Source organism: Lancefieldella parvula (assembly GCF_963547875.1).
GTDB classification, from domain to species: Bacteria; Actinomycetota; Coriobacteriia; order Coriobacteriales; family Atopobiaceae; genus Lancefieldella; species Lancefieldella parvula_D.
The window spans coordinates 299070-320353 of the sequence record NZ_CAUUSI010000001.1 but is presented as its reverse complement, the minus strand read 5'-3'; the positions used below and the strand labels follow the sequence as shown (position 1 = coordinate 320353).

General features: G+C 48.3%; 22 protein-coding genes. All 22 read left to right on the top strand.

The features are described from left to right. Nucleotides 1–30: 30 nt before the first annotated feature. The 22 genes from RWJ96_RS01560 to mraY all read left to right on the top strand — a co-directional run bounded on the left by RWJ96_RS01560 (nt 31) and on the right by mraY (nt 21282). Nucleotides 31–579 carry a shikimate kinase gene (locus tag RWJ96_RS01560; RefSeq protein WP_314018544.1) on the top strand — a complete coding sequence of 183 codons (549 nt, stop codon included), beginning with the start codon at nt 31–33 and terminating at the stop codon, nt 577–579. After that, nucleotides 576–1712 (top strand): 3-dehydroquinate synthase, encoded by a 1137-nt coding sequence (locus tag RWJ96_RS01555; RefSeq protein ID WP_314018542.1) that lies wholly within the window; start codon nt 576–578, stop codon nt 1710–1712. Before RWJ96_RS01560 ends, RWJ96_RS01555 begins: the two co-directional genes overlap by 4 nt. A gap of 91 nt (nt 1713–1803) precedes the next feature. Further along, entirely contained in the window at nt 1804–2928 is a 1125-nt protein-coding gene (locus tag RWJ96_RS01550; RefSeq protein ID WP_314018540.1) for a M24 family metallopeptidase, read from the top strand. 249 nt (nt 2929–3177) lie between these two features. Next, nucleotides 3178–4179 carry a PTS sugar transporter subunit IIB gene (locus RWJ96_RS01545; protein ID WP_314018538.1) on the top strand — a complete coding sequence of 334 codons (1002 nt, stop codon included), beginning with the start codon at nt 3178–3180 and terminating at the stop codon, nt 4177–4179. A gap of 16 nt (nt 4180–4195) precedes the next feature. Further along, nucleotides 4196–5011 (top strand): PTS mannose/fructose/sorbose transporter subunit IIC, encoded by an 816-nt coding sequence (locus tag RWJ96_RS01540; RefSeq protein ID WP_314018536.1) that lies wholly within the window; start codon nt 4196–4198, stop codon nt 5009–5011. 21 nt (nt 5012–5032) lie between these two features. Continuing rightward, nucleotides 5033–5950 carry a PTS system mannose/fructose/sorbose family transporter subunit IID gene (locus tag RWJ96_RS01535; RefSeq protein WP_314018534.1) on the top strand — a complete coding sequence of 306 codons (918 nt, stop codon included), beginning with the start codon at nt 5033–5035 and terminating at the stop codon, nt 5948–5950. Nucleotides 5951–6037: 87 nt separating this feature from the next. Continuing rightward, on the top strand, nt 6038–6445 hold the full coding sequence (locus tag RWJ96_RS01530; protein ID WP_314018533.1) for a DUF956 family protein: 408 nt from the start codon (nt 6038–6040) through the stop codon (nt 6443–6445). 136 nt (nt 6446–6581) lie between these two features. Next, nucleotides 6582–7145, top strand: a complete 564-nt coding sequence (efp, locus tag RWJ96_RS01525) for an elongation factor P (protein ID WP_012808557.1) — start codon at nt 6582–6584, stop codon at nt 7143–7145. 81 nt (nt 7146–7226) lie between these two features. Then, nucleotides 7227–7592: an Asp23/Gls24 family envelope stress response protein gene (locus RWJ96_RS01520; protein ID WP_035428027.1), complete on the top strand. Its 366-nt coding sequence runs from the start codon at nt 7227–7229 to the stop codon at nt 7590–7592. A 2-nt stretch (nt 7593–7594) separates the two neighbouring features. Next, nucleotides 7595–8098: a transcription antitermination factor NusB gene (gene nusB, locus RWJ96_RS01515; RefSeq protein ID WP_035428029.1), complete on the top strand. Its 504-nt coding sequence runs from the start codon at nt 7595–7597 to the stop codon at nt 8096–8098. Nucleotides 8099–8100: 2 nt separating this feature from the next. Beyond that, complete coding sequence (locus RWJ96_RS01510) at nt 8101–8439, top strand: exodeoxyribonuclease VII small subunit (RefSeq protein ID WP_314018531.1); 339 nt, start codon at nt 8101–8103, stop codon at nt 8437–8439. Beyond that, nucleotides 8439–9245 carry a TlyA family RNA methyltransferase gene (locus tag RWJ96_RS01505; RefSeq protein ID WP_314018530.1) on the top strand — a complete coding sequence of 269 codons (807 nt, stop codon included), beginning with the start codon at nt 8439–8441 and terminating at the stop codon, nt 9243–9245. Before RWJ96_RS01510 ends, RWJ96_RS01505 begins: the two co-directional genes overlap by 1 nt. Before the next feature lie 117 nt (nt 9246–9362). Beyond that, nucleotides 9363–10220 (top strand): NAD(+)/NADH kinase, encoded by an 858-nt coding sequence (locus RWJ96_RS01500; RefSeq protein ID WP_035431814.1) that lies wholly within the window; start codon nt 9363–9365, stop codon nt 10218–10220. A gap of 11 nt (nt 10221–10231) precedes the next feature. Further along, complete coding sequence (locus tag RWJ96_RS01495; protein WP_314018528.1) at nt 10232–11863, top strand: DNA repair protein RecN; 1632 nt, start codon at nt 10232–10234, stop codon at nt 11861–11863. Between the two features lie 134 nt (nt 11864–11997). Beyond that, nucleotides 11998–13647, top strand: a complete 1650-nt coding sequence (locus RWJ96_RS01490) for a CTP synthase (protein ID WP_314018526.1) — start codon at nt 11998–12000, stop codon at nt 13645–13647. A 28-nt stretch (nt 13648–13675) separates the two neighbouring features. Then, entirely contained in the window at nt 13676–14584 is a 909-nt protein-coding gene (locus tag RWJ96_RS01485; RefSeq protein WP_314018524.1) for a site-specific tyrosine recombinase, read from the top strand. A gap of 479 nt (nt 14585–15063) precedes the next feature. Next, nucleotides 15064–15513 carry a division/cell wall cluster transcriptional repressor MraZ gene (locus RWJ96_RS01480; protein ID WP_232215582.1) on the top strand — a complete coding sequence of 150 codons (450 nt, stop codon included), beginning with the start codon at nt 15064–15066 and terminating at the stop codon, nt 15511–15513. A 15-nt stretch (nt 15514–15528) separates the two neighbouring features. Beyond that, a complete protein-coding gene (gene rsmH, locus RWJ96_RS01475; protein WP_314018522.1) occupies nt 15529–16512 on the top strand; it encodes a 16S rRNA (cytosine(1402)-N(4))-methyltransferase RsmH in 984 nt (327 codons plus the stop codon). A 58-nt stretch (nt 16513–16570) separates the two neighbouring features. Beyond that, nucleotides 16571–16990, top strand: a complete 420-nt coding sequence (locus RWJ96_RS01470) for a cell division protein FtsL (protein ID WP_314018520.1) — start codon at nt 16571–16573, stop codon at nt 16988–16990. Nucleotides 16991–17081: 91 nt separating this feature from the next. Next, a complete protein-coding gene (locus tag RWJ96_RS01465) occupies nt 17082–18806 on the top strand; it encodes a penicillin-binding protein 2 (RefSeq protein WP_314018518.1) in 1725 nt (574 codons plus the stop codon). 8 nt (nt 18807–18814) lie between these two features. Then, nucleotides 18815–20251: a UDP-N-acetylmuramoyl-tripeptide--D-alanyl-D-alanine ligase gene (murF, locus tag RWJ96_RS01460; RefSeq protein WP_314018517.1), complete on the top strand. Its 1437-nt coding sequence runs from the start codon at nt 18815–18817 to the stop codon at nt 20249–20251. Beyond that, nucleotides 20251–21282 carry a phospho-N-acetylmuramoyl-pentapeptide-transferase gene (gene mraY, locus RWJ96_RS01455; RefSeq protein ID WP_314018516.1) on the top strand — a complete coding sequence of 344 codons (1032 nt, stop codon included), beginning with the start codon at nt 20251–20253 and terminating at the stop codon, nt 21280–21282. The genes murF and mraY overlap by 1 nt, the downstream gene beginning before the upstream one ends. The last annotated feature ends 2 nt before the right edge of the window (nt 21283–21284 follow it).

Below are 21284 nucleotides of genomic sequence, written 5' to 3'. Positions count from 1 at the left end.
GATAGAATCATCTTGAAAGGCTGGAGGAGTATGGAGCTTCGCGATTCAAGATACGTCGTACATGAGGGCTGTGATCATATCTTTTTTGTAGGCTTTCTGGGTGCCGGAAAGTCCACACTCGCACGTAATTTGGGCGAGCTGTTTCACCGCCGCTATGTCGATACCGATCGCTTGGCAGAACGCATAGCAGGTAAATCACTGGCAGAAATCTACGAAGATGACGGTGAAGAGCTTTTTAGGCAGGCAGAAACTGAGGTTTTGCAAACGCTTAAGTCTAAGAAGTCACTGCTGGTAAGCTGTGGCGGTGGAATTGTCGAGAAGGATATCAATCTTGCGCTTATGCGCGAGATGGGAGTCATTGTGTTTCTCGACGGCGATCTTTCTGACTCACTTCGTCAAATTCAGCGCACGGATAGACGTCCTGATTTGGGAAGCTTTGAAAACGCCACTCAGCTTTATAGGCGCCTGCGTCCACGTTATGAGGCCGCCGCTGATATTACTATTGATATTCGCGAGAAAACGTTTGAGCAGGTAGCCATTGATTCTGGCAAGCTGCTTTGGGAAAGAGGACTTCTATGAGTGACAATGTCCAGACTGAGCTTGAAGAGGAATTGCCACCTGTTCAGATTAAACAGTGGGTTTCTATTCCTGGTGGCTCTATTGCACTTCGTTCTGGTGCGGGCGTTCTTTCAAACTTTGGTACTGAGCTCAGAACCGCAGTAGGAAGACCTCATCGCTGTGCTTTTCTTGTCAGCAATCAGGCAGATGAAGACCTTGCTGAGCTTCTGAGTAGAGACCTCACCACCATTGGTTTTCTCGTCTCACGTGTTGATGTAGAAGATGGCAAGGCAGCAACTACCGTGGCAACTGAGGCACAGGTATTGTCTGCTCTGGCAGAAATGCACCTGACAGCTGATGATTTAGTAGTTGCCGTGGGCCACGAGGGCGTCATTTCTCTTGCTAACCACGTGGCAAACAAGTGGTGTGGGGGAGTTTCCCTTGCTACTGTTCCACTTGATTTAGCAGCAGTTATTGTCTCGTCTATTACTCCTCGTGCACTTGATACAGATGCTGAGTATCAGCGCCTTGTTACTACAAAGCCTTGCGCTCGTTTCTGCTTTGCAGATCTTGAGGTTATGGACCTTTGCGATGACAACGCTAAGGTTGCCCAGGTATGTATGGTTGCAACGGCTATGTCTGATAACGAGGCGGAGTTTGGCCGCATTTGGGATAGAGCAGATAACCTCTCCTCTGGAGTTGCCGATATAGTTGCAGAACAGCTGGCAGAGTCTACTAAGACCCGTGGCCGCCTCTCTGATTCTTCCGCTATTGCTATTCAGCAGTCTGTTCCTTACGGTTGGGTTTTTGTGGAGGCACTTCGCCCGCTCATCCCAGCTGATCAGCCTCTTTCTGCACTTTATGCAGACGCACTGCGTTTTTCGGCAAGAATTGCGGTGGCTAAAGAGGTGCTTTCTTTTGATGATATGCTTGCCCAAGACGAGATTCTTGAGCGCTTGAATATTGGCTTTGTTACCTGTGACATTACTTCTGAGCAGCTTATCGAAGCTCTCAAACAGGAATGTTTCCGTTCTACTAATCGTTTTATGTTGCCGATTCCAATGTCTATCGGAAGGGTAAGATTAGCTTCGGTCGACGAGGAACTTCTCGCCGAGCATGCCCGCGCTTGGTGTGAGGCTCACGCTTCGCATTAAAGCGCCGCATCTTGCAGTAAGGAGCCTATTTGCTGAAGCGACTCCACAAGGTGCAACTTTTTGTTGTAAACATCTCGAGAAGGGATTTGAAATGGCAGATTTACAGGCAGCAGCAAAGCGCGTTGTGCGCTTTCGCGAGGTAATGGCTCAGAGGGGTTACGACGCTGTTGTTCTACGTCACAACCCAGACCTTCGTTGGTTGACTGACGCTGAGCGTGTCTTTGACTTTGAGCAGGCACATACTGCATTTATTACGCAGGATGAGCTCTTCATGCACACTGACTCCCGTTACTACAACACATTCCTGGAGCGTCTTGGTGCTGACTCTCCATGGAAGTTTGACCAGGAGGTCACTACTCCTACTGAGTGGGTTGCTGCGCATGTCGCTGAGGCTCGTGCTCGCGTAGTTGCTATTGAGGACACTGTTGACCTTGCTTTCTTTGATGGCCTTGAGCAGGCATTGCGTGATCACTCTATTGCTGCTCTACTTCCACGTATGCATGGCGATATTGCTGAGCTGCGTATTGTTAAAGACCCAGCAGAGATTGAGCTTATGAAGCATGCTCAGTCAATTACTGACAAGGCGTTCCTCCACATCTGCGAGTACATTAAGCCAGGTCTTACTGAGCAGCAGATCCGCGCAGAGCTTGAGAACTACATGCTCTCCAACGGCGCAGATGCCCTGTCCTTTGATTCCATCATTGCTTCTGGTCCTAATGGTGCTAATCCTCACGCACAGCCAGGTGAGCGCGTAGTTCAGACAGGCGACATGATTGTTATGGACTATGGCGCAGGCTATCTGGATTACCACTCAGATATGACTCGTACTGTTGTTGTTGGCGCACCTTCCGAGGAGCAGCAGCACGTCTTTGACGTTGTCCGCAAGGCAAACGAAACTTGCGCAGCAGCTATTCATGCAGGTGTAACTGGTTCTGACATCCATAACCTTGCAGTTAAGGTTATCTCTGAGGCTGGCTACGGTGAGTACTTTGGTCACGGTCTTGGCCACGGTGTTGGCGTTGAGATTCACGAGCGTCCATTCTTCAACCCTCGCTGGAACAAGGTTATTGCAGCAGGTTCTGTTGTTACCGATGAGCCTGGCATTTACCTGCCTGGTAAGTTTGGTATCCGCCTTGAGGACTTTGGCGTTGTTACTGAGGACGGCTACGATGTCTTTACTCAGTCCACACACGACCTTGTGTCTGTTGGTTGCTAACTAGACGCGATATACAGAATTTTTACGGCCAGAAGCTTTGGGTTTCTGGCCGCATTTTTTGTTCACCTTTAGGGCGAGAAGGTCTTCTCGCCCTAAAATTGGCTTATAAAACCTAAAAAATCTAAAAAGAGTTAGGTTAGTGAAGACACGCCTCAGACATATGTAATAAAATCAGAAAAGTAAATGTTATTTTCTTTGTTATGTTTATCGTTTCAATTGTTTTATTATGCGGAAAAGAAGGAGGTAGAAGTGGTTAGTATCGTTTTAGCCAGCCATGGCAAATTTGCCGAGGGTATTAAAGATTCTGGCAGCATGATTTTTGGACCACAGGAAGGCGTTGTAGCTGTAACGCTTACTCCTGATATGGGTCCAGATGACCTGCATCAGAAGATTCTCGACGCAATTGCCACGCTTGAAGATCAAGAGCACGTTTTGTTCTTGGTTGACCTATGGGGTGGCACCCCCTTTAACCAGATTTCTCGTGTTCTTGAGGAAGAGGGTAAAGAGGATTGGGTTGCCGTTACTGGACTTAACCTCCCAATGCTTATCGCAGCATATGGTTCTCGCCTTGGCGTAGATACCGCCGCCGAGGTAGCAAAAGAGATTTACTCTGAAGCTCGTATGGGAGTGAAGATTAAGCCAGAAGAGCTTGAGCCACAAGAGGCAACACCTACTGATGTTCCTGCCGCTCCTGCAGCACCTCAGGGAGCAATTCCTGCAGGTACCGTTATTGGCGACGGCAAGCTCAAGATTGTGCTTGCACGTATTGACACCCGTCTTTTGCATGGTCAGGTTGCAACTACGTGGACAAAGATGACCAAGCCAGACCGCATTATTGTCTGCTCTGATGGCGTTGCTCAAGATGAGCTTCGCAAGACCATGATTGTTCAGGCAGCTCCTCCAGGAGTACATGTCCACGTTGTTCCTATTAAGAAGATTATTGAGATTGCTCACGACACTCGTTTTGGTAATACCAAGGCAATGCTTCTGTTTGAGACTCCTCAAGATATGCTTCGTGCTATTGAGGGTGGCGTAGAGATCAAGGAAGCTAACCTTGGTTCTATGGCTCACTCTGTTGGCAAAGTTGTTGTTACCAACGCAGTTGCAATGGATGAAGACGACGTAAAAACTCTTGAGGCTATCCGTGAGTGTGGTACAGAGTTTGATGTACGTAAGGTTCCTGCAGATAATGCAGAAAACTTTGATGCAATGCTTAAAAAAGCTAAGTCCGAACTTGCTGATCGTAAGTAACTAGAAGGAGGTAGAAATGACACCTATCACAATACTGCTTGTCGTAATTGTTGCTCTTCTTGCTGGCATGGAAGGTATTCTTGACCAGTGGGAGTTCCATCAGCCCCTGGTTGCTTGTTCACTGATTGGCCTTGTGACTGGTCATCCTGCCGAGGGAATTTTCCTTGGTGGTTCTCTTCAGATGATTGCTCTTGGTTGGGCAAACATCGGTGCTGCAGTTGCACCGGATGCAGCTTTGGCATCTGTTGCATCCGCAATTATTATGGTTTTGGCACTGAATGGTGGAGATACTGACACCACCGCTGCTATTAACACCTCTATTGCACTTGCAATTCCTCTGTCAGTAGCAGGCCTGTTCCTTACCATGATTGCTCGTACTATTGCAACTGGTATTGTCCACGCAATGGATGCAGCTGCCGAGAAGGGCGATTTTGCTGCAATCGAGCGTTGGCACATTGTAGCTATCCTCATGCAGGGCGCACGTATTGCCGTTCCTGCAGCTGCTCTTTGCTTCATTGACCCAGCTATTGTCACTGATGCTCTAAACGCAATGCCTAAGTGGCTCACTGGCGGTATGGCAGTTGGCGGCGGCATGGTTGCTGCTGTTGGTTACGCAATGGTCATTAACATGATGGCTACTCGTGAGGTTTGGCCGTTCTTTGCTCTTGGCTTTGTCTTTGCTGCTATTAACCAGCTCACTCTTATTGCTCTTGGTGTTATTGGTGTTTGCCTTGCTATTCTCTACATTGGTCTTAAAGACCTTGCTAAGCAGGGTGGCGGCGCAGGTGGCGGATCTGGTGATCCGCTCGGCGATATTATTGACAACTACTAATTCTGAAGGAGCGTGAAACTAATGGAGAATAAGATTCAGCTTTCTAAGAAAGACCGCATGTCTGTTGCTCTTCGTCATCAGTTCCTTCAGGGTTCTTGGAACTACGAGCGTATGCAGAACGGTGGTTGGGCATTCTCAATGATTCCAGCCATCAAAAAGCTTTATCCAAACAAAGAAGATCAGGTAGCAGCTCTTAAGCGCCACCTTGAGTTCTACAACACTCACCCTTATGTTTCTGCACCAGTCATGGGCGTTACCCTTGCACTGGAGGAGGGACGTGCTAACGGTGAGCCTATTGACGATGTTGCAATTCAGGGCGTTAAGGTAGGCATGATGGGCCCTCTGGCCGGTGTTGGTGATCCAGTCTTCTGGTTTACTGTCCGTCCAATTCTTGGAGCACTCGGCGCATCTATTGCCGCTGGTGGTTCTGCACTTGGCCCTATTCTCTTCTTTGTTCTGTGGAACGTCATCCGCCTTTCCTTCCTGTGGTACACCCAGGAGTTTGGCTACAAGGCAGGCGCTTCAATTTCTTCCGATCTTTCTGGCGGCATGCTGGGCAAGATTACTGAGGGTGCTTCTATTCTTGGTATGTTTATCATTGGTGCCCTGGTACAGCGTTGGGTTTCAATTTCATTTACCCCAGTTGTTTCTACCATTCCTCAGCAGGCAGGCGCTTACATTGATTGGACAAGCATTCCTTCAGGAGTAGACGGAATGTATCAGGCTTTGAAGCTCTACTCTGTTCTTGGACCAAACGGTCTTGATCCAGTGAAGGTAACCACGCTACAGTCCAACCTTGACTCGCTTGTTCCTGGACTGGCAGCTGTTGGTCTGACACTGCTTTGCTGCTCACTGCTTAAGAAGAAGGTCTCTCCAATTGCTATCATCCTGGCTCTCTTTGCCGTTGGTATTATTGGTCGACTCCTTGGCTTTATGTAATGAGTAAGAGTACGTTCTAGTACTTAAAGTCGCACTAATATGGGTCGCGCTCTATAATGGGTGCGACCCATTTTTTGAAAGGATTGTATGGCTCAGTCTCAAAACAGTACGGTCGATTTCACCGCAAAGGCAACGTCATTCCATGGGCTAGCTACGTATGGCGATATCCTTATTGGCAATAAGGCCTTTGAGTTCTACAACCAGAAAAATCCCGAAGATTACATCCAGATTCCCTGGGATCAGATAGATCATGTGGCCGCCTCAGTCCTGGGACGTACCAAAAGCATTTCTCGCTTTGCTATCTTTACTAAAAGTAATGGTAACTACTCGTTTTCTACACGAGACAATAAAGCAACACTCAGGGCAATTCGCGCCTATATAGGGGAGGAGAAACTCGTACGTTCTCCAAACTTCTGGTTTGTCTTTAAGCACGGACTTATGGCAATTCCACAGCTTCCTCGCCTTATTAAAGAGAGTTTTATTAAAAAGAAGTAAGCAAATTTTGCATTTTCACAAGAGCCGCCAGCACGGAAGGCGTGAAACTGATAAAATCCAACATGCATATACGTGTCGCGGGTAGTTTGAAAATTCACGTTCTTCTCGCGACTTTATCGAGTGAAAAGAGTTAGACGTGGCAACTATCAGCACCGCAGATTTCAAGAACGGCCTTGGCCTTAAGATTAACGATAAGTACTACACTATCGTTGAGTTCCAGCACGTAAAGCCAGGTAAGGGCGGCGCTTTTGTCCGCTATAAGATTCGTGACCTTCGCTCTGGCCGCGTTATCGATCAGACCTGCAACGCTGGCACCAAGTTTGAGAACGTTCTTCTGCTCACCAAAGAGATGCAGTACCTCTACAACGACGGTGAGTCCTTCTACTTCATGGACAATGAGACATACGATCAGGTAGCTGTTCCTGCTGATTTCATTGGCGAGAAGAGCGTCTGGTTCAAGGAGAACGATAACGCACAGCTTCTCTATGCAGACACTGAGCTTCTTGGCGTTGAGCCTCCAATGTTCATTGAGGCAGAGATCACTGAGACTGATCCAGGCTTCAAGGGCGACACCGTTCAGGGTGGTACTAAGCCAGCAACTATTGAGACCGGTGCAACTCTTCAGGTTCCAATGTATCTGAACCAGGGTGAGCGCATTAAGGTTGACACTCGCGACGGCAAGTTTGTTTCTCGCGTTTAATGCATTCTCTTTGGGTGCATAAGCATCCAACAGTATTGAGTAATTATTTCAAAGACAGTTTGTCTTTTTTAGGGGGTAGACATGGCTGAAACAGAGCTTCGTATAGCAGGCATCGGCATCTCAAAAGATGTAATTTCAACGGTTGTCTCCGGCGCAGCTGGAAGTGTTGAAGGTGTTGCCTCCGTTGGCGGAAACGATACACTGGCATCCAACCTTATTAACGTCTTTACCAGCAGAAGCCTTGCTCCAGAGAAGGCTGTAGAAGCAGGTGTAGAGAACGGTCAGCTCCATCTTGGAGTTCACCTTACCGTTTTCTATGGCTATCCTTTCACAAAGCTTGCGTCTGAGGTAAGGCTTGCTGTTGCAACTGCTGTAAATGAGCAGATTGGCGTCAGCATTGCTTCCGTTGATGTTTACATTGACAGCCTTGTTTTTCCTAAGGAGTAGGCTTGAGCGTTAAGTTTTTTGGACGTACCCGCGCCCGTAGCCAAGCACTACAGCTTTTATTCCAGGCTGAAGCCACTAATCGCAGCGTTCTTGAGGTCCTCGACGGAGACTATACGCTCTCCGAGGGACCTCTTGATGAGTATGCGCAGTCGCTGGCAGTGGGAGCAGATGGCATTAGAGATGACCTTGATGACATCATTGCTGCTTACTCAAAAGACTGGGCAATTGATCGCATGCCTTCCGTAGACCGAAATCTCTTAAGAATTTCTCTTTACGAGATTCTTGAGGTTCCTGAGGTTGATGTAGCTGTTGCTATTAACGAGGTAGTTGACCTTGCTCGCGCTTACTGCGGCGATGATTCTCCTCGCTTTATTAACGGCGTTCTTGGTCGTATTGTTGATGACATTGAGGCTGGAGAAGACATTTATTCTCTGTGCCATAAGCAGTCTGCTGAGCAAGACGTTTCTGAAGAAGAGCCAGAGAGCTCTGTGGAAGATGCAGAGTAGTCATGGCAAAAATCGATACGTCTGAATATCAGAGCTTTGACCAGATAACCGCAAGACTTGATTCAATTGTTGATCAAGTTCGCGATAAAAACGTCTCACTGGAGCATTCTCTTGACCTCTTTGATGAGGCAATTGCTCTAGGCTCAAAGGCTGTCAACATGGTTGACACCACAGAGTTTACGCCAGAAGAGGAAGAGCGTCTGGTTCAGGCTCAGGCTGCAGGAGAAGCGTCCAACGAAGAAGCTGCTTCTGATGAGCAGACTTCTGATGAGCAGGCTGAGGCTTCAGCCGCAGATGAAACGTCGTCTGATGATGCAGTTTCAGAAAGCGATGAGCACTAGTGGCTCAACGTGTTTCTCGCCAAAGGCTTGATAAAGAGCTGGTTAGGCAAGGATTTTTCAAAGATACTCAGGCTGCGCTGCGCGCAATTCTTGCGGGCGATGTTTCTACGAGCGATAGAAGACTGACCTCAGCGGGAGAGCTTGTTCCTGAGGGATTATTTCTGCACGTAAAAGGCGCTATTCCGTACGTGAGTAGAGGCGGACTTAAGCTCCAACGCGCCTTTGAAGTTTTTGATTTTACAGCACAGCATAAAAAATGCTTAGATATTGGCTGTTCAACTGGTGGTTTTACCGATTGCTTGCTTCAAAATGGAGCTGCTACGGTTACCTCAGTTGATGTTGGCTATGCGCAGTTTGATTGGTCGCTTAGAAACGATAGCAGGGTTGAACTGCTAGAACGAACAAATATTACTTCGCTGCCGGAATTGGGCTACTCTCACGTCTTTGATGTAGCTGTGTGTGACGTGTCGTTTACTTCAATCCTGTCAATTCTTCCCTCTGTCTTAGATGTTTTAGCTCCTGAAGGAGTATTTGTTACGCTGGTCAAACCGCAGTTTGAAGCTAAGAGGGAAGAAGTGGGTGAGGGCGGTATTGTGACTGATGCCTCCGTGCGTCTGCAAACGCTGCAAAAGGTTTCCGATGCGTTTAAGGAAGCTCATATGGGTCCTTTGGGCGCGTGTGAAAGTCCTATTCACGGTGCTAAGGGTAACGTGGAATATTTACTGTTTGGACAGCTTGAGGCAGGTTCGCATGATTTGGATCTTGCTTCAGTGGTATCGAGTCATTCTGTAGAAATAGTGAAATAGAACGAATGTTCTATTTTGTAGTATTGTTTGTATTTTTTTAGGTATACTAAGTACATCGAATCAGACGCTTTAACTGTTTCAGTTGTGCAATCAAGCAAAATCGGGAGAGTGGTTTGCGTGAAGGTACTTCTTGTTCCAAATTATTCAAGAGAAGTTGCTGTTTCTGGTGCACGTGAACTTGAAGAATGGCTCTTTGAGCAGGGCTGTGATGTTCAATGGGCACACGATAAAAAGCTATTCCCGGATAAAGTTGTAGATTGTTCTGATTGCCAGCTTGTTATTTCTCTTGGTGGAGACGGAACGCTTCTGAGGGCCGCCAAAATTGTTGAGTATTCAGAAATTCCAATTTTGGGTATCTCTTATGGTCACCTTGGCTTTTTAACTAGTGCAACTCCTCATCAAATGATTGAGATGGTAGCTGATGCTCTTGCTGGAGAGCTTCACGTATCTAGAAGAGCAACACTTGCAATAGAAACAGAGTATGAGCTTCCATCTGGAGAAACTTACGTCGAGAAGACCTTCTCGCTCAATGATTTTGCAGTTTCCAGAGGTGGAGCAGGCGATATGGTTGAGTTTACAGTTTCTGTATCAGGCAACCATATTGATAAGCTTCGCGGTGATGGTTTTGTTGTTAGTACAGCAACTGGATCCACCGGCTATGCTCTTGCTGCTGGTGGCCCTATTGTTACACCAGAGTTCTCGGGAATGGTTTGCGTGCCAATCGCACCACATACTATTTTGGCTCGTGCATTCCTTACCTCTCCTTCTGATGTGGTTGAAATTACCATGTCAAAAGATAGGCCGGCGACATGTCACTTCTTCTCTGATGGGCAAAACATTAAGCATCCAGAAGAGGGTGTGGCTACCAAAGCTCGTATTAGCCGTGGACCAGGAGATATCATTCTGCTTGATAGAAGTGCTGATAGTTTCTATCGTTCAGTTTCTCGTGTATTTTACGGTAAAACTGGTCAGTAAGCAGGTCATATATGCTTGATGAACTTCGCGTGCAAAATGTTGCACTTATTGAAGACGCTTCTCTTGCACCCGCCTCAGGTTTAACTGTTTTAACAGGAGAGACAGGTGCTGGTAAAACCGCTCTTTTATCTTCCATTAAGCTCTTAGTAGGAGAGCGTGCGGATGCTTCTGCAGTAAGAGAAGGAACAGACGCTCTTAGGGTTGAGGCACGCTTTTTTACCTCGCCAGAAGATCAAGAGGGAATTGTAGTCTCTAGAAAAGTCTCTGCTGATGGCAGAGGCAGAGTAGAGATTGATGGCCACATGGCATCAGTTAAAGAACTGGCCGGAGGTATTGGAACATCAATTGATCTGTGTGGTCAGCATGAGCATCAAAGGCTGCTTGACGTAAAGAACCATGTCAGCATGTTGGACGCATGGATTGGATCAGATATTCAATCTTGTCAGACAGAGTATGTAGACGCTCTTCATGCTTACCATGCTGCAGTCGCTGAACTTCAACGAGTTATTGAAGTAAGCCAGTCTAGCAATGCAAAGATTGATGAAGCGGCATTTCTTGTTCAAAGAATTGATGAGGTCTCTCCTAAAGAAGGAGAGCTAGAAGATCTAGAAGAGCAACTTCCTCGGTTTGAACACGCAGAAGCTCTCCTTCAAGCTGCAGGAGGAACACACGAGTTACTCTCAGGTGATGAGGGCGTTATTGATTCTCTCTCTGATGCAGTTCAGATGCTTCAGAGTGCTGCAACGTTTGATGCTACGCTAGGTAATTATGCAGAGTCTCTTTCAAGCGCACTTATAGAGATTGAGGATGTTTCTTCAGAGCTCAGAAGCTATGTTGGATCTCTCGATTTTGATGAAGAAGCACTTGAAGAGATGGAAAGTCGTATGGCTCGTCTTCAGGGTCTTATGAGAACGTACGGTCCTGGCATGAAAGATGTATTTAAGAAATACCAGGCAGCTCAAAATCTTCTTGAAGTTACAAGAGACACAAAAAAGCTTGTCCGTGAGGCACAGACAGAAGTAGATAAAGCAAAAGAAACTCTTACCGTAAAGGCTCAGGCACTTAAAAAGGTTCGTGTTGCTGCAGCTCCAAAACTTTGTGATGCTGTTACTAAGCAAATGAGTCATCTGCAGATGGGTTCAGCTCAGATTGAATTGAACTTTGAAGATCTTCCTTTTGAGCAGTGGAATAAAGTTGGCTCTACAAAGATTGAGCTTATGTATAAGCCTTCAGCTCAGATGACTGCTCGTCCGCTTAGAAAGATTGCCTCTGGTGGTGAGGTTTCTCGCGTCATGCTTGCATGTAAAGTGGTTCTAGGAGAGTCTGACGTCTGCGATACGCTTGTATTTGATGAGGTTGACGCTGGCGTTGGTGGAGCTACTGCCGTTGCTCTTGCAGAGGTTTTAGCGCAGCTTGCTAAAACACATCAGGTGATTGTGGTGACTCACTTGCCACAGGTTGCTGTTATGGCCTCTAAACAGTATGTAGTCTCAAAGACAGAAGAACATAACGCGCTCCCTATAACTTCTCTTACAGAGGTTTCTGGTACTCAGAGAGAAGAAGAGATTGCACGCATGCTTTCAGGCTCTATAACTGAGGCTTCTTTGGCTCACGCGCATGAGCTGCTGTCAGAAGTCCGCTAGATTTTTCAGAACTATATGGACATAACAATGTATTTGTTTGGAGATTAAATTTCTCGGCACTATGGGCCTTAAAGCGGAATAATATAAAGACCCGTAGAAATGTAATTGGCTAATCTTACCTACGGGAGTAATCCATGACCAAGCACATATTTGTAACAGGTGGCGTTGTTTCCTCTCTTGGAAAAGGAATCACTGCTGCATCTCTCGGCCGACTTCTTAAGGCTCGTGGCTATAAGGTCATGATGCAAAAAGCTGACCCATATCTCAATGTTGACCCAGGCACTATGAGTCCTTTCCAGCATGGTGAGGTTTTTGTCACTGAGGACGGTAAAGAGACTGACCTTGACCTTGGTCATTATGAGCGCTTTATTGATGAGAACCTTACCAGGGAGTCTAACTTCACCACTGGCCTCATTTATCAGTCTTTGATTCAGCGTGAGCGCGCTGGAGACTTCCTTGGTGGTACAGTTCAGGTAATTCCTCATGTAACTGATGCAATTAAGGCTCGTTTTGCTCGCATTGAAGAGGTTACTAATGCCGATGTAGTCATTACAGAGCTTGGTGGCACTATTGGTGATATTGAGTCTCAGCCTTTTGTTGAGGCAATTCGCCAGTTTAGAAAAGAGCGTGGCGCAAGCAACGTTGCTATTATTCACGTGAGCCTTGTTCCTTATATTGCTGCTGCTCATGAGGTCAAGACTAAGCCTACACAGCACTCCGTAAAAGAGCTTCGTTCCCTTGGTATTCAGCCAGACTTTATCGTGTGCCGTTCTAGCCATTCTGTGGATGACTCTATTCGCGAGAAAATCGCTAATTTCTGCGACGTTGATGCAGATTGCGTTTTTGAGAACAATGATCTGCCTTCAATTTACGATGTTCCAGCACACCTGGCAGCACAGGGATTTGACAAAAAGGTACTTGAGCGTCTTGGTCTTGAAGTCCGTCCAAGTGATCTTGGCAGCTGGGAAGCATTTACTACTGCTATGCATAAGGCAAATGCACTTGAAGACGCAACAAGAATTTATGTTGTCGGCAAGTATACGCAGCTGCCTGATGCTTACCTTTCTGTTATTGAGGCACTTCACCACTCTGGTATTTTCTATGGCAGGCACGTTGATATCCGCCTGGTAAATGGTGAAGAGCTGACAGAAGAAGACGTAGAGCAGGAGCTTGCTGGTGCGGACGGCATTTTGGTTCCTGGCGGCTTTGGTCTTCGCGGCGTAGAGGGCAAGATGGTTGCTATTCGTCGTGCTCGTGAGCTCAAGATTCCTTACCTTGGTGTTTGCCTTGGCATGCAGATGGCTGTTACTGAGTTTGCTCGTGACGTCTGCGGCATGGAGGGCGCAAATTCAGCAGAGTTTGGTCCAGATACTCCATATCCTGTCATCGATCTTATGCCTGATCAGGAGGATATTACTGACAAGGGCGGTACCATGCGCCTTGGTTCTTATCCTTGTAAGGTTGTTGAGGGAACTCTTGCACACGAGGCATATGGCAACAACTTGGTTTACGAGCGTCATCGTCACCGCTATGAGGTAAGCAACGTATTCCGTAATCAGCTTGTTGAGGCTGGTCTGGTAGTTTCTGGTGTTTCTCCAGACGATCGCCTTGTAGAGATGATTGAGCTTCCAGAGTCTGTTCACCCTTGGTTTGTTGCAAGTCAGGCACACCCAGAGTTTAAGAGCCGTCCAACTCATCCTGCACCTTTGTTCCGTGAGTTTGCACGTGCAGCAATCGCTCATCATGAGGGTGTTGACCGTCATGATGTAAACCAGGCCCTTTAAGCAGAATTTTTACTAGGGAAGAATACGTATGGACCTCGCTCAGGCGCGTACAGAATTTTTAGCGTACGTTGCTGTTGAGCGGGGTCTTTCTGTCAATACGCTTGATGCCTACACCAGAGATTTAGAGGGTTATCTCCTCTGGTTAAGTAGCAAAAAAATTACTTTGCCCAGCCAGGTGACTCGCTCTGATGTAGAAGAATACATTGGCTCTCTTAGAGATTTAGGTATGGCTCCAGCTTCAGTTGAACGCCATACTGCTGCTATTAGAAACTTCCACAAGTTTATGGCTGTCGAGCAAATTTGCGAGTCATCGCCAGCTGAAGATTTACCTACTGCAGCAAGAATTCAAAGGCTTCCTGATGTTATCTCTCAGGAGAAGGCAGAAGAGCTGCTTGACCAGCCATTCCCTAATTCACCTCTAGGAATTAGAGATAGAACCATACTTGAATTGTTGTATGGCTGCGGACTTCGTGTATCTGAGCTCTGCGATCTTGAGGTGCGTGGAGTCTTTCTAGAAGATGAGCTCTTACGCGTTTTTGGTAAGGGCTCTAAAGAACGTGTAGTTCCTGTATTAGGCTCTGCGCATCGCGCGCTTAAAACATACCTTTATGAGGCTCGCTCGCTTTTGCTTAAGCACGGTCAGGTGTCTGAGGTGTTTGTAAATGCCAGAGGTGGACGCATTTCTCGCCAGTCGGTGCATAAATTAGTGGCAAATTACGGCAGGGTAGTGGGAATTGAGGGTTTGCACCCTCACACGCTGCGCCACAGTTTTGCCACACATCTTCTAGAAGGCGGCGCTGATCTTCGCTCGGTGCAGGAGCTTTTGGGACATGTTGATATTTCAACTACACAGCTCTATACGCACGTAGATAGGTCTCACATTAGAGATGTATATCTTGAGGCTCACCCAAGAGCTCATGTTCGTACGGACAAATAGACGAGCTTGATGCTAGCTTGGCTCGCGTTTGACCCGCGCTTCAATCGCGCTTGACTTGCGCTTGACGCAATCGCGGAGCAAGCGTGGGATAGGTGTGGGGCAAAGTGGTGACTGCGTAAAAGCAGAGCAAAGGCTTTGTCAGAGCAACGTGTGATTTTCGCCACGAGTTCACCACAATTTCCTCAAAAATTATTACGACATAAAAAATTTAATAAATCGAGCTTAAGGCTAAGAAAATCCGTTCTTTTGTAGTTCGGATTTTTTTAAACACTACATATTGTGGTCTTGCTCTATCAATTCTCATCTTTGTTAAACCCCAGCTAGACCATAAGAAAAATACTTGGTGTTGGAAAGTGTTTTCTAGTGTGTGTAAGTGTCGGAATGAGTTATATTTATTTCACGTTCAATCGACGGACTATGCCCAAGCGTTGCCGCGCACACACAACACAAACACAGCCCGCGCGGCAAGGGGCGCCAACGTGAAAGGGGGAGACATGCTTACTGGTCAGTATCAGCGTTCGCTGGACTCCAAGATTCGCGTGACTCTTCCTGCACCTCAGCGCAAGCAGCTTGGAGATGTTGTCATCTTGCTCCGTCGACAGGACGCGCTTTACGGCTACTCACCTGAGGCGTACGAGGCTTGGATTGCAAGTCTGAACCTCAACCCAAGGAACCGCGACGACGTCACAGCACTTCGTATGCTGAACGCAGCAGCAACAACCGTCGACATTGACTCGGCCGGCCGCGTTGCTCTGGGAAAGATTGACGAGTCCGATCCACAGGCTAGGGAGAAGCTCCAGCTTGACCGCGACGTCACCATTGTCGGTAACGGCGACCACTTTGAGATTTGGAACACCAACAAGTGGAACAGCCTCTTCTCGGCAGATGACCGCGTTGCAACGCTCGAGGACCTCATCTTTGGCGCCTAGTGAGGCGAGAAGATCGTGAAGGTAGAAGACGGTAACTTGAAAGTCGAATATCGGCACCAACCAGTAATGCTTGTAGAAGTGCTGCGCGAGCTGGACCCCAAGCCAGGTGAAGTTGTTTGCGACTGTACCTTGGGAGGAGCGGGTCACACCGTAGAGATGGCAAAGCTGATTGCTCCAGACGGTCTTTCCATTGGAATTGACCAGGACGCAATGGCTCATCAAGCAGCAGCTGCTCGCCTGAAGCAAGAAGTACCAAACGCGGAGTTTTTGCCGCTTAAGGGAAACTTTGGCGACCTCGATGAACTTCTCGTCTCTGCAGAAGTCCCCGGAGTTGACTGTTTCCTCTTTGACATTGGTGTTTCTTCTCCTCAGCTTGATATCCCAGAGCGAGGCTTTTCGTACCACGAAGATGCCCCGTTGGATATGCGAATGGACCCGGGCAAACAAACTCCAACTGCACAAGAGGTCATCAACACCTATAACGAAGCCGACCTCGCCCGAATCCTTCGAATTTACGGAGACGAGAAATTTGCCTCACGCATTGCACGACGCATTGTACAAACGCGAGAAAAGCGTCCCATTCAAACGACGCTTGAACTTGTTGAGGTAATCAAGGCGGCAATTCCCGCAGCAGCACGTCGTCACGGCGGACATCCTGCCAGAAAGACGTTCCAAGCACTTCGTATTGAAGTAAACCACGAGCTTGAGGTTTTGGAACGCGGACTTCGCTCTGCAATTGCCTGGGCTAATCCAGGAGGCAGGATTTGCGTTATCTCGTACCACTCGCTTGAAGATCGCATTGTCAAGCACGTGTTCTCCGAGCTCAGCCAAGGTTGTATCTGCCCGCCAGACCTTCCGGTTTGTATGTGCGGTCAAGTGCCGATAGTTGACGTGATTACGCGCAAACCTCTTGTGGCAACTCCAGAAGAGATTGAGCGCAACCCAAGGGCGAGAAGTGCCCTGATGAGGGTAGCGGTTAAACGCGACCCAGAGAAATGAAGTACCCCATAGCACTTGTTGCTTGGTGTGAAGAAGTTTTTGAAGGGATTGAAGTTTAATGGCACGTTACGGATCAGAAGCTGTAGCACGCACAACTCAGTTTGAGCATGAGTACGCTCCTGAACAGAGCACTCGCTCATCTTTTGAGGTTGTCCCTGGTGGCGGCCTTGATGCTGATGCTCGCCGTGGCGTAAGCAGCCAGTTCATCCAGCGTGTCAAGCTTATTGCTGTTGCTGCAGCACTCTTCTTGACGCTTGGTGTTGTCCGTATTGGTATCTCTACCGCCACGGTTTCAACTCTTCAGGCTAACAACGTCATCAGAAATGAAATGCGCGCAACAACCGCAACTAACGATTCCCTGCGCGTTTCTCGCTCCCTGCTTGCAAGCACTACACGCATTGAGCGCATTGCTACTCAGAATTACGGTATGACTCTTGAGACAAATCGTCCTGTTGTAGACGTAAGCAACAACGCTTAGGCGTAAAATATACGTTGTGAGTACGCAGAATCGACATACTCGCGCATCGCGCAGAAAAACTCCTGAGGCCTCGTACGACGAGGCCTCTCGTGTGCATTTTCGTGGTCATCGTGGTAGCAGCGGTGGCTCGGATGGTGTTGGCCCTGAAGGTAGACTCCGTCGCGTAGCAGCTGCTATGGCAATTATGGTGGCAATTGTTGTTCTTAGGCTTGCTTGGCTGCAAATCTTTACGGCAGCAGATCTTGCAAAGGGTGCCGAGAATAACCGCACCAACGACATTGTCTTACACGCTCGTCGCGGCACCATTTACGACCGCAACGGCAATGTCTTAGCCATGAGCGTTGACTGCAAAGACATCTATGCCAATCCTTCAGAGATTAAAGACGCAAGCTCCGTAGCTCAGGTCTTTGCCTCGCTCTTAGGCGGAAGCCCTTCAGACTACCTCGGAGACCTGCAGCAAGACACCACCTTTGTCTACGTGCGTCGTCGTGTTGACACTGATACCGCTTCTAAGATTGAAAAAGCACTTGACGAGAAAAACCTCAAGGGCGTCTATTTTGTCAACAACACCAAGCGTGTCTATCCCTATGGCAACGTTGGTGTTCAGATTCTGGGCTTTGTAAACGCAGATAACGAGGGCGCTTCTGGCCTTGAGTATTACTACAACGATATCCTTGCAGGTACTAATGGCCATATGATTGTTGAGACCGGCGCTGGTGGTACGCCAATTGCTGGCGGTACTTCAAACATCACTGAGGCACAAAATGGACAGGACATTGTTCTTTCCATTGATATTGAGCTGCAGAAGAAGGCGGAAGAGCAGCTTACTGCCGCAGTCAAAGACTTTGAAACCCAGCAGGGTGGCTCAATCATGGCTATGAATCCTCGTACCGGAGAAATCTATGCCGCTGCTTCGTACCCTCTGCCAGATTTTAAGAGCGATAACGGCGTTGACTACGAATCCCTCAACCTCAAGCTCGTCTCAAGTATCTATGAGCCTGGCTCGGTATTTAAGGTAATTACCACCTCAATTGGTATAGACAATAACCTCTTTGGTCCAAATTCAACCTTCAACATTCCAACTGAGCTCAAGGTTGGCGATAACAAGGTTACCGACGACGACTGGCGTACCAGCGCCATGGACATGAGTGTAAGAGAGATGCTCAGGCGTTCCTCCAACGTTGGTATGGCCTTCCTCGAGACACAGCTCATAGGTGATGAGCGCTTTGCAGCAGGAATTGATAAGTTTGGCATAGGCCACACCACGGGCATTGACTTCCCTGGTGAAGCTACAGGAATTGTCCGCTCTCTGGACGAATATGAAGGCCCAACGGGCGGAAACATGGCGTTTGGTCAGGGTCTTGCAATCCCATTTATCCAGGTCATTCGCGCATATACCGCTGTTGCTAATAAGGGAACTATGGTGACTCCACACTTTATGGTTTCTAAGGGCGGTCAAGAGGTTACCTGGCCTACTAAAGACGTTATTTCCGCTTCCACAGCTTCGGCCGAGCTTGACATGATGACTACCGTTGTCAAAGAGGGTACCGGTGTTCGTGCAGGTATCTATGGCTATACCGTTGCTGGTAAAACGGGTACGGGCCAGCAGGTTGTGGAAGAAACCGGCTCGTATGGCGAGAATTCCGGTTTTGTTGATTCCTTCTGCGGTATCGTGAATCCATCAGAATCTGATTTGATGGTTTACGTTGGACTTAACGATACCCACCATCTTGCATCGCAGTCTGCCGCTGTGGTCTTCTCGCAATTTGCAAAAGACGCAGCTACACGCCTTAATATTCAACCAATCAATAACTAGGAGAGCTCATGGTAAAGCTTTCGGTTGAACAGATAGTCGCAGCTACAAATGCACGACTGCTCCACCGTGGAACCCGCGAGGTTGCGGGCGCGGCCGTCATTGACTCTCGTGAGGTCCAGGAAGGCTCGCTCTTCGTGGCCTTCGCTGGCGAGAAGGTCAATGGAAACTCCTATCTCTTATCTGCTGCCCAGGCGGGCGCTGCTGTTGTTGTGGCATCTGAGCCTGTAGCAGACAATCTGCTCGACAACCTGGCCGCCACAGGAGTCAGCGTTCTTGAAGCCGCTGACGATGACTGTGAGGCGTTTCTGCTGGCTCTTGCCGCTGCTTGGCGAGAAGCCCATCCAAACTGGCTGGTTGTGGGTGTAACCGGATCAGTTGGTAAAACTACTACCAAAGAAATGCTTCGTCGTGGCATTGGCGCTACCCGCCGTGTGCATGCTACTGCTGGCAACCACAATAACCTCATTGGCCTGCCTCTCACGGTGCTTTCTACTCCAGAAGACACTGAGGTACTTGTGCTTGAGCTGGGCATGAATCATGCCGGTGAGATTACCAGGCTTACCTCTGTTGCCCGTCCAACAGTGGCGGTCATTACCAACGTTGGCACCAGCCACATCGGTCTTCTCGGCAGTCGAGAAAACATTGCGCGCGCCAAGGCAGAGATTGTTTCTGGCATGCGCGCATTTGGCTCAATTGAGCCTACGCTTATTCAGGCTTCGGCAGGGGACTACACCAAGTTCATTGCAGATGAGTTTGCTCGACCTGCTCACGTTGTTTGCAAGACAGTAGGCGCAACAGAGGCTGACGTCATGAGTGCGCAGCAGGTCACGCTTGACGAGGAGGGCCTTCCAACTGCCACTATTAGTGCTGCTTCTGGCTGGTCGCGCACGGTAACCCTTGAGGTGCCTGGTCGCGTTGTTGTCGACGACCTTCTTTTGGCGCTTGAGGCTATAGAGACGCTTGGTCTTGACCTTGATGCTGCAGCAGAAGCTATTGAGCAGATGTCAGCCACTCGTATGCGTCTTTCGGTACTTGATGCAACCTGCGGTGCCAAAATTATTGATGACTCTTACAATGCAAGTCCTAACTCTACAGCTGCAGCCCTTGACGTTTTGATGCAGATGCCTGCAGAGGGCCGTCGCATTGCTCTTATCGGAGAGATTGGCGAGCTTGGACCAGAGGAGAAGCGCCTCCACGGTTATGTGGGCGCTTACATTGCCGCTAAGAACCCAGACCTTGTTGCCTTTGTTGGCACGGGAGCCGCGCGTGAAATGGTTGAAGCCGCACGTGTCATGGGTTTCTCGGAAGATAAAATTGAACAGTTCAGCGATGTCAACGAAGCACTTACCGTGCTCGGACCAGTACTGAAGCGAGGAGACGTTCTTCTCGCCAAGGCATCTAGGTCTGCTCAGCTTGATATTTTTGTAAAAGGAGTTACCGAGTAATGTTTTACCAGACTATTTACCCAACATACCAGGTGTTTGTTGCGCTTGGTGTCTCCTGCATCATCACGTTGATTTTAATGCCGCTCTTTATCAAACTGATGAAGAAAGAGGGAGTGGGTCAGCAGGTTCGCGCTGACGGTCCTCAGCAGCACCTGGTTAAGCAGGGTACTCCTACTATGGGTGGCGTTGTTATGCTAGTAAGCATTGTGCTGACCTGTATTGCGCTTGCCCAGTGGAACACCGATCTTATTCTTGCTATGGCTGCTATGCTGCTTACGGGCTCGCTGGGCCTTCTGGACGATATTGAGTCCGTTGCCCATGGAAGAAGCCTTGGCCTCACCGCATCTCAGAAGATGGCTGGACTCATTACTATCTCTGTGGCATTTTGTCTGGCAGCAGTCAATATTTGGGGCATTACTCCTATTATTGCGTTCCCTGGTGGCCTTGAAATCAACCTGGGCATCCTCACTACTACCGTCAATTTAGGTGGAAGCGTAATTTCTATTCCTTGGTTGTACCTGTTCTTTGTCTTTTTGCTCATGGCAGGCCTTTCCAACGCTGTCAATCTGACCGACGGTCTTGATGGCCTCGCTGGTGGCTGCGTTATGGTCGTCATGATTTTTATGGCTGCGGTAGCTTTCCGCTATGGCGAGAGTAGCCTTGCTGTTTTTGCCGCATCTATCGCAGGCGCTTGTATTGGTTTTTTGTGGTTTAACAGCTATCCTGCAAGCATTTTTATGGGAGACACCGGCTCTCTTGCCTGGGGCGCTGCCTTTGCAGCTCTGGCTGTCCTTACCAAGACTGAGGTAGTTTCCCTGGTCATGGGCGGCCTTTTTATCATCGAGGCACTGTCCGTTATCATTCAGGTTGTAAGCTACAAGGCAACTAAAAAGCGCGTATTCTTGATGGCTCCACTGCATCATCACTTTGAGAAACTTGGCTGGAACGAGACAAAAGTAGTCTTTAGATTCTGGATTATTTCTGGCGCATTTGCTGCTCTGGGCTTTGCTCTGTACTTCCAGCTTCACTAAAG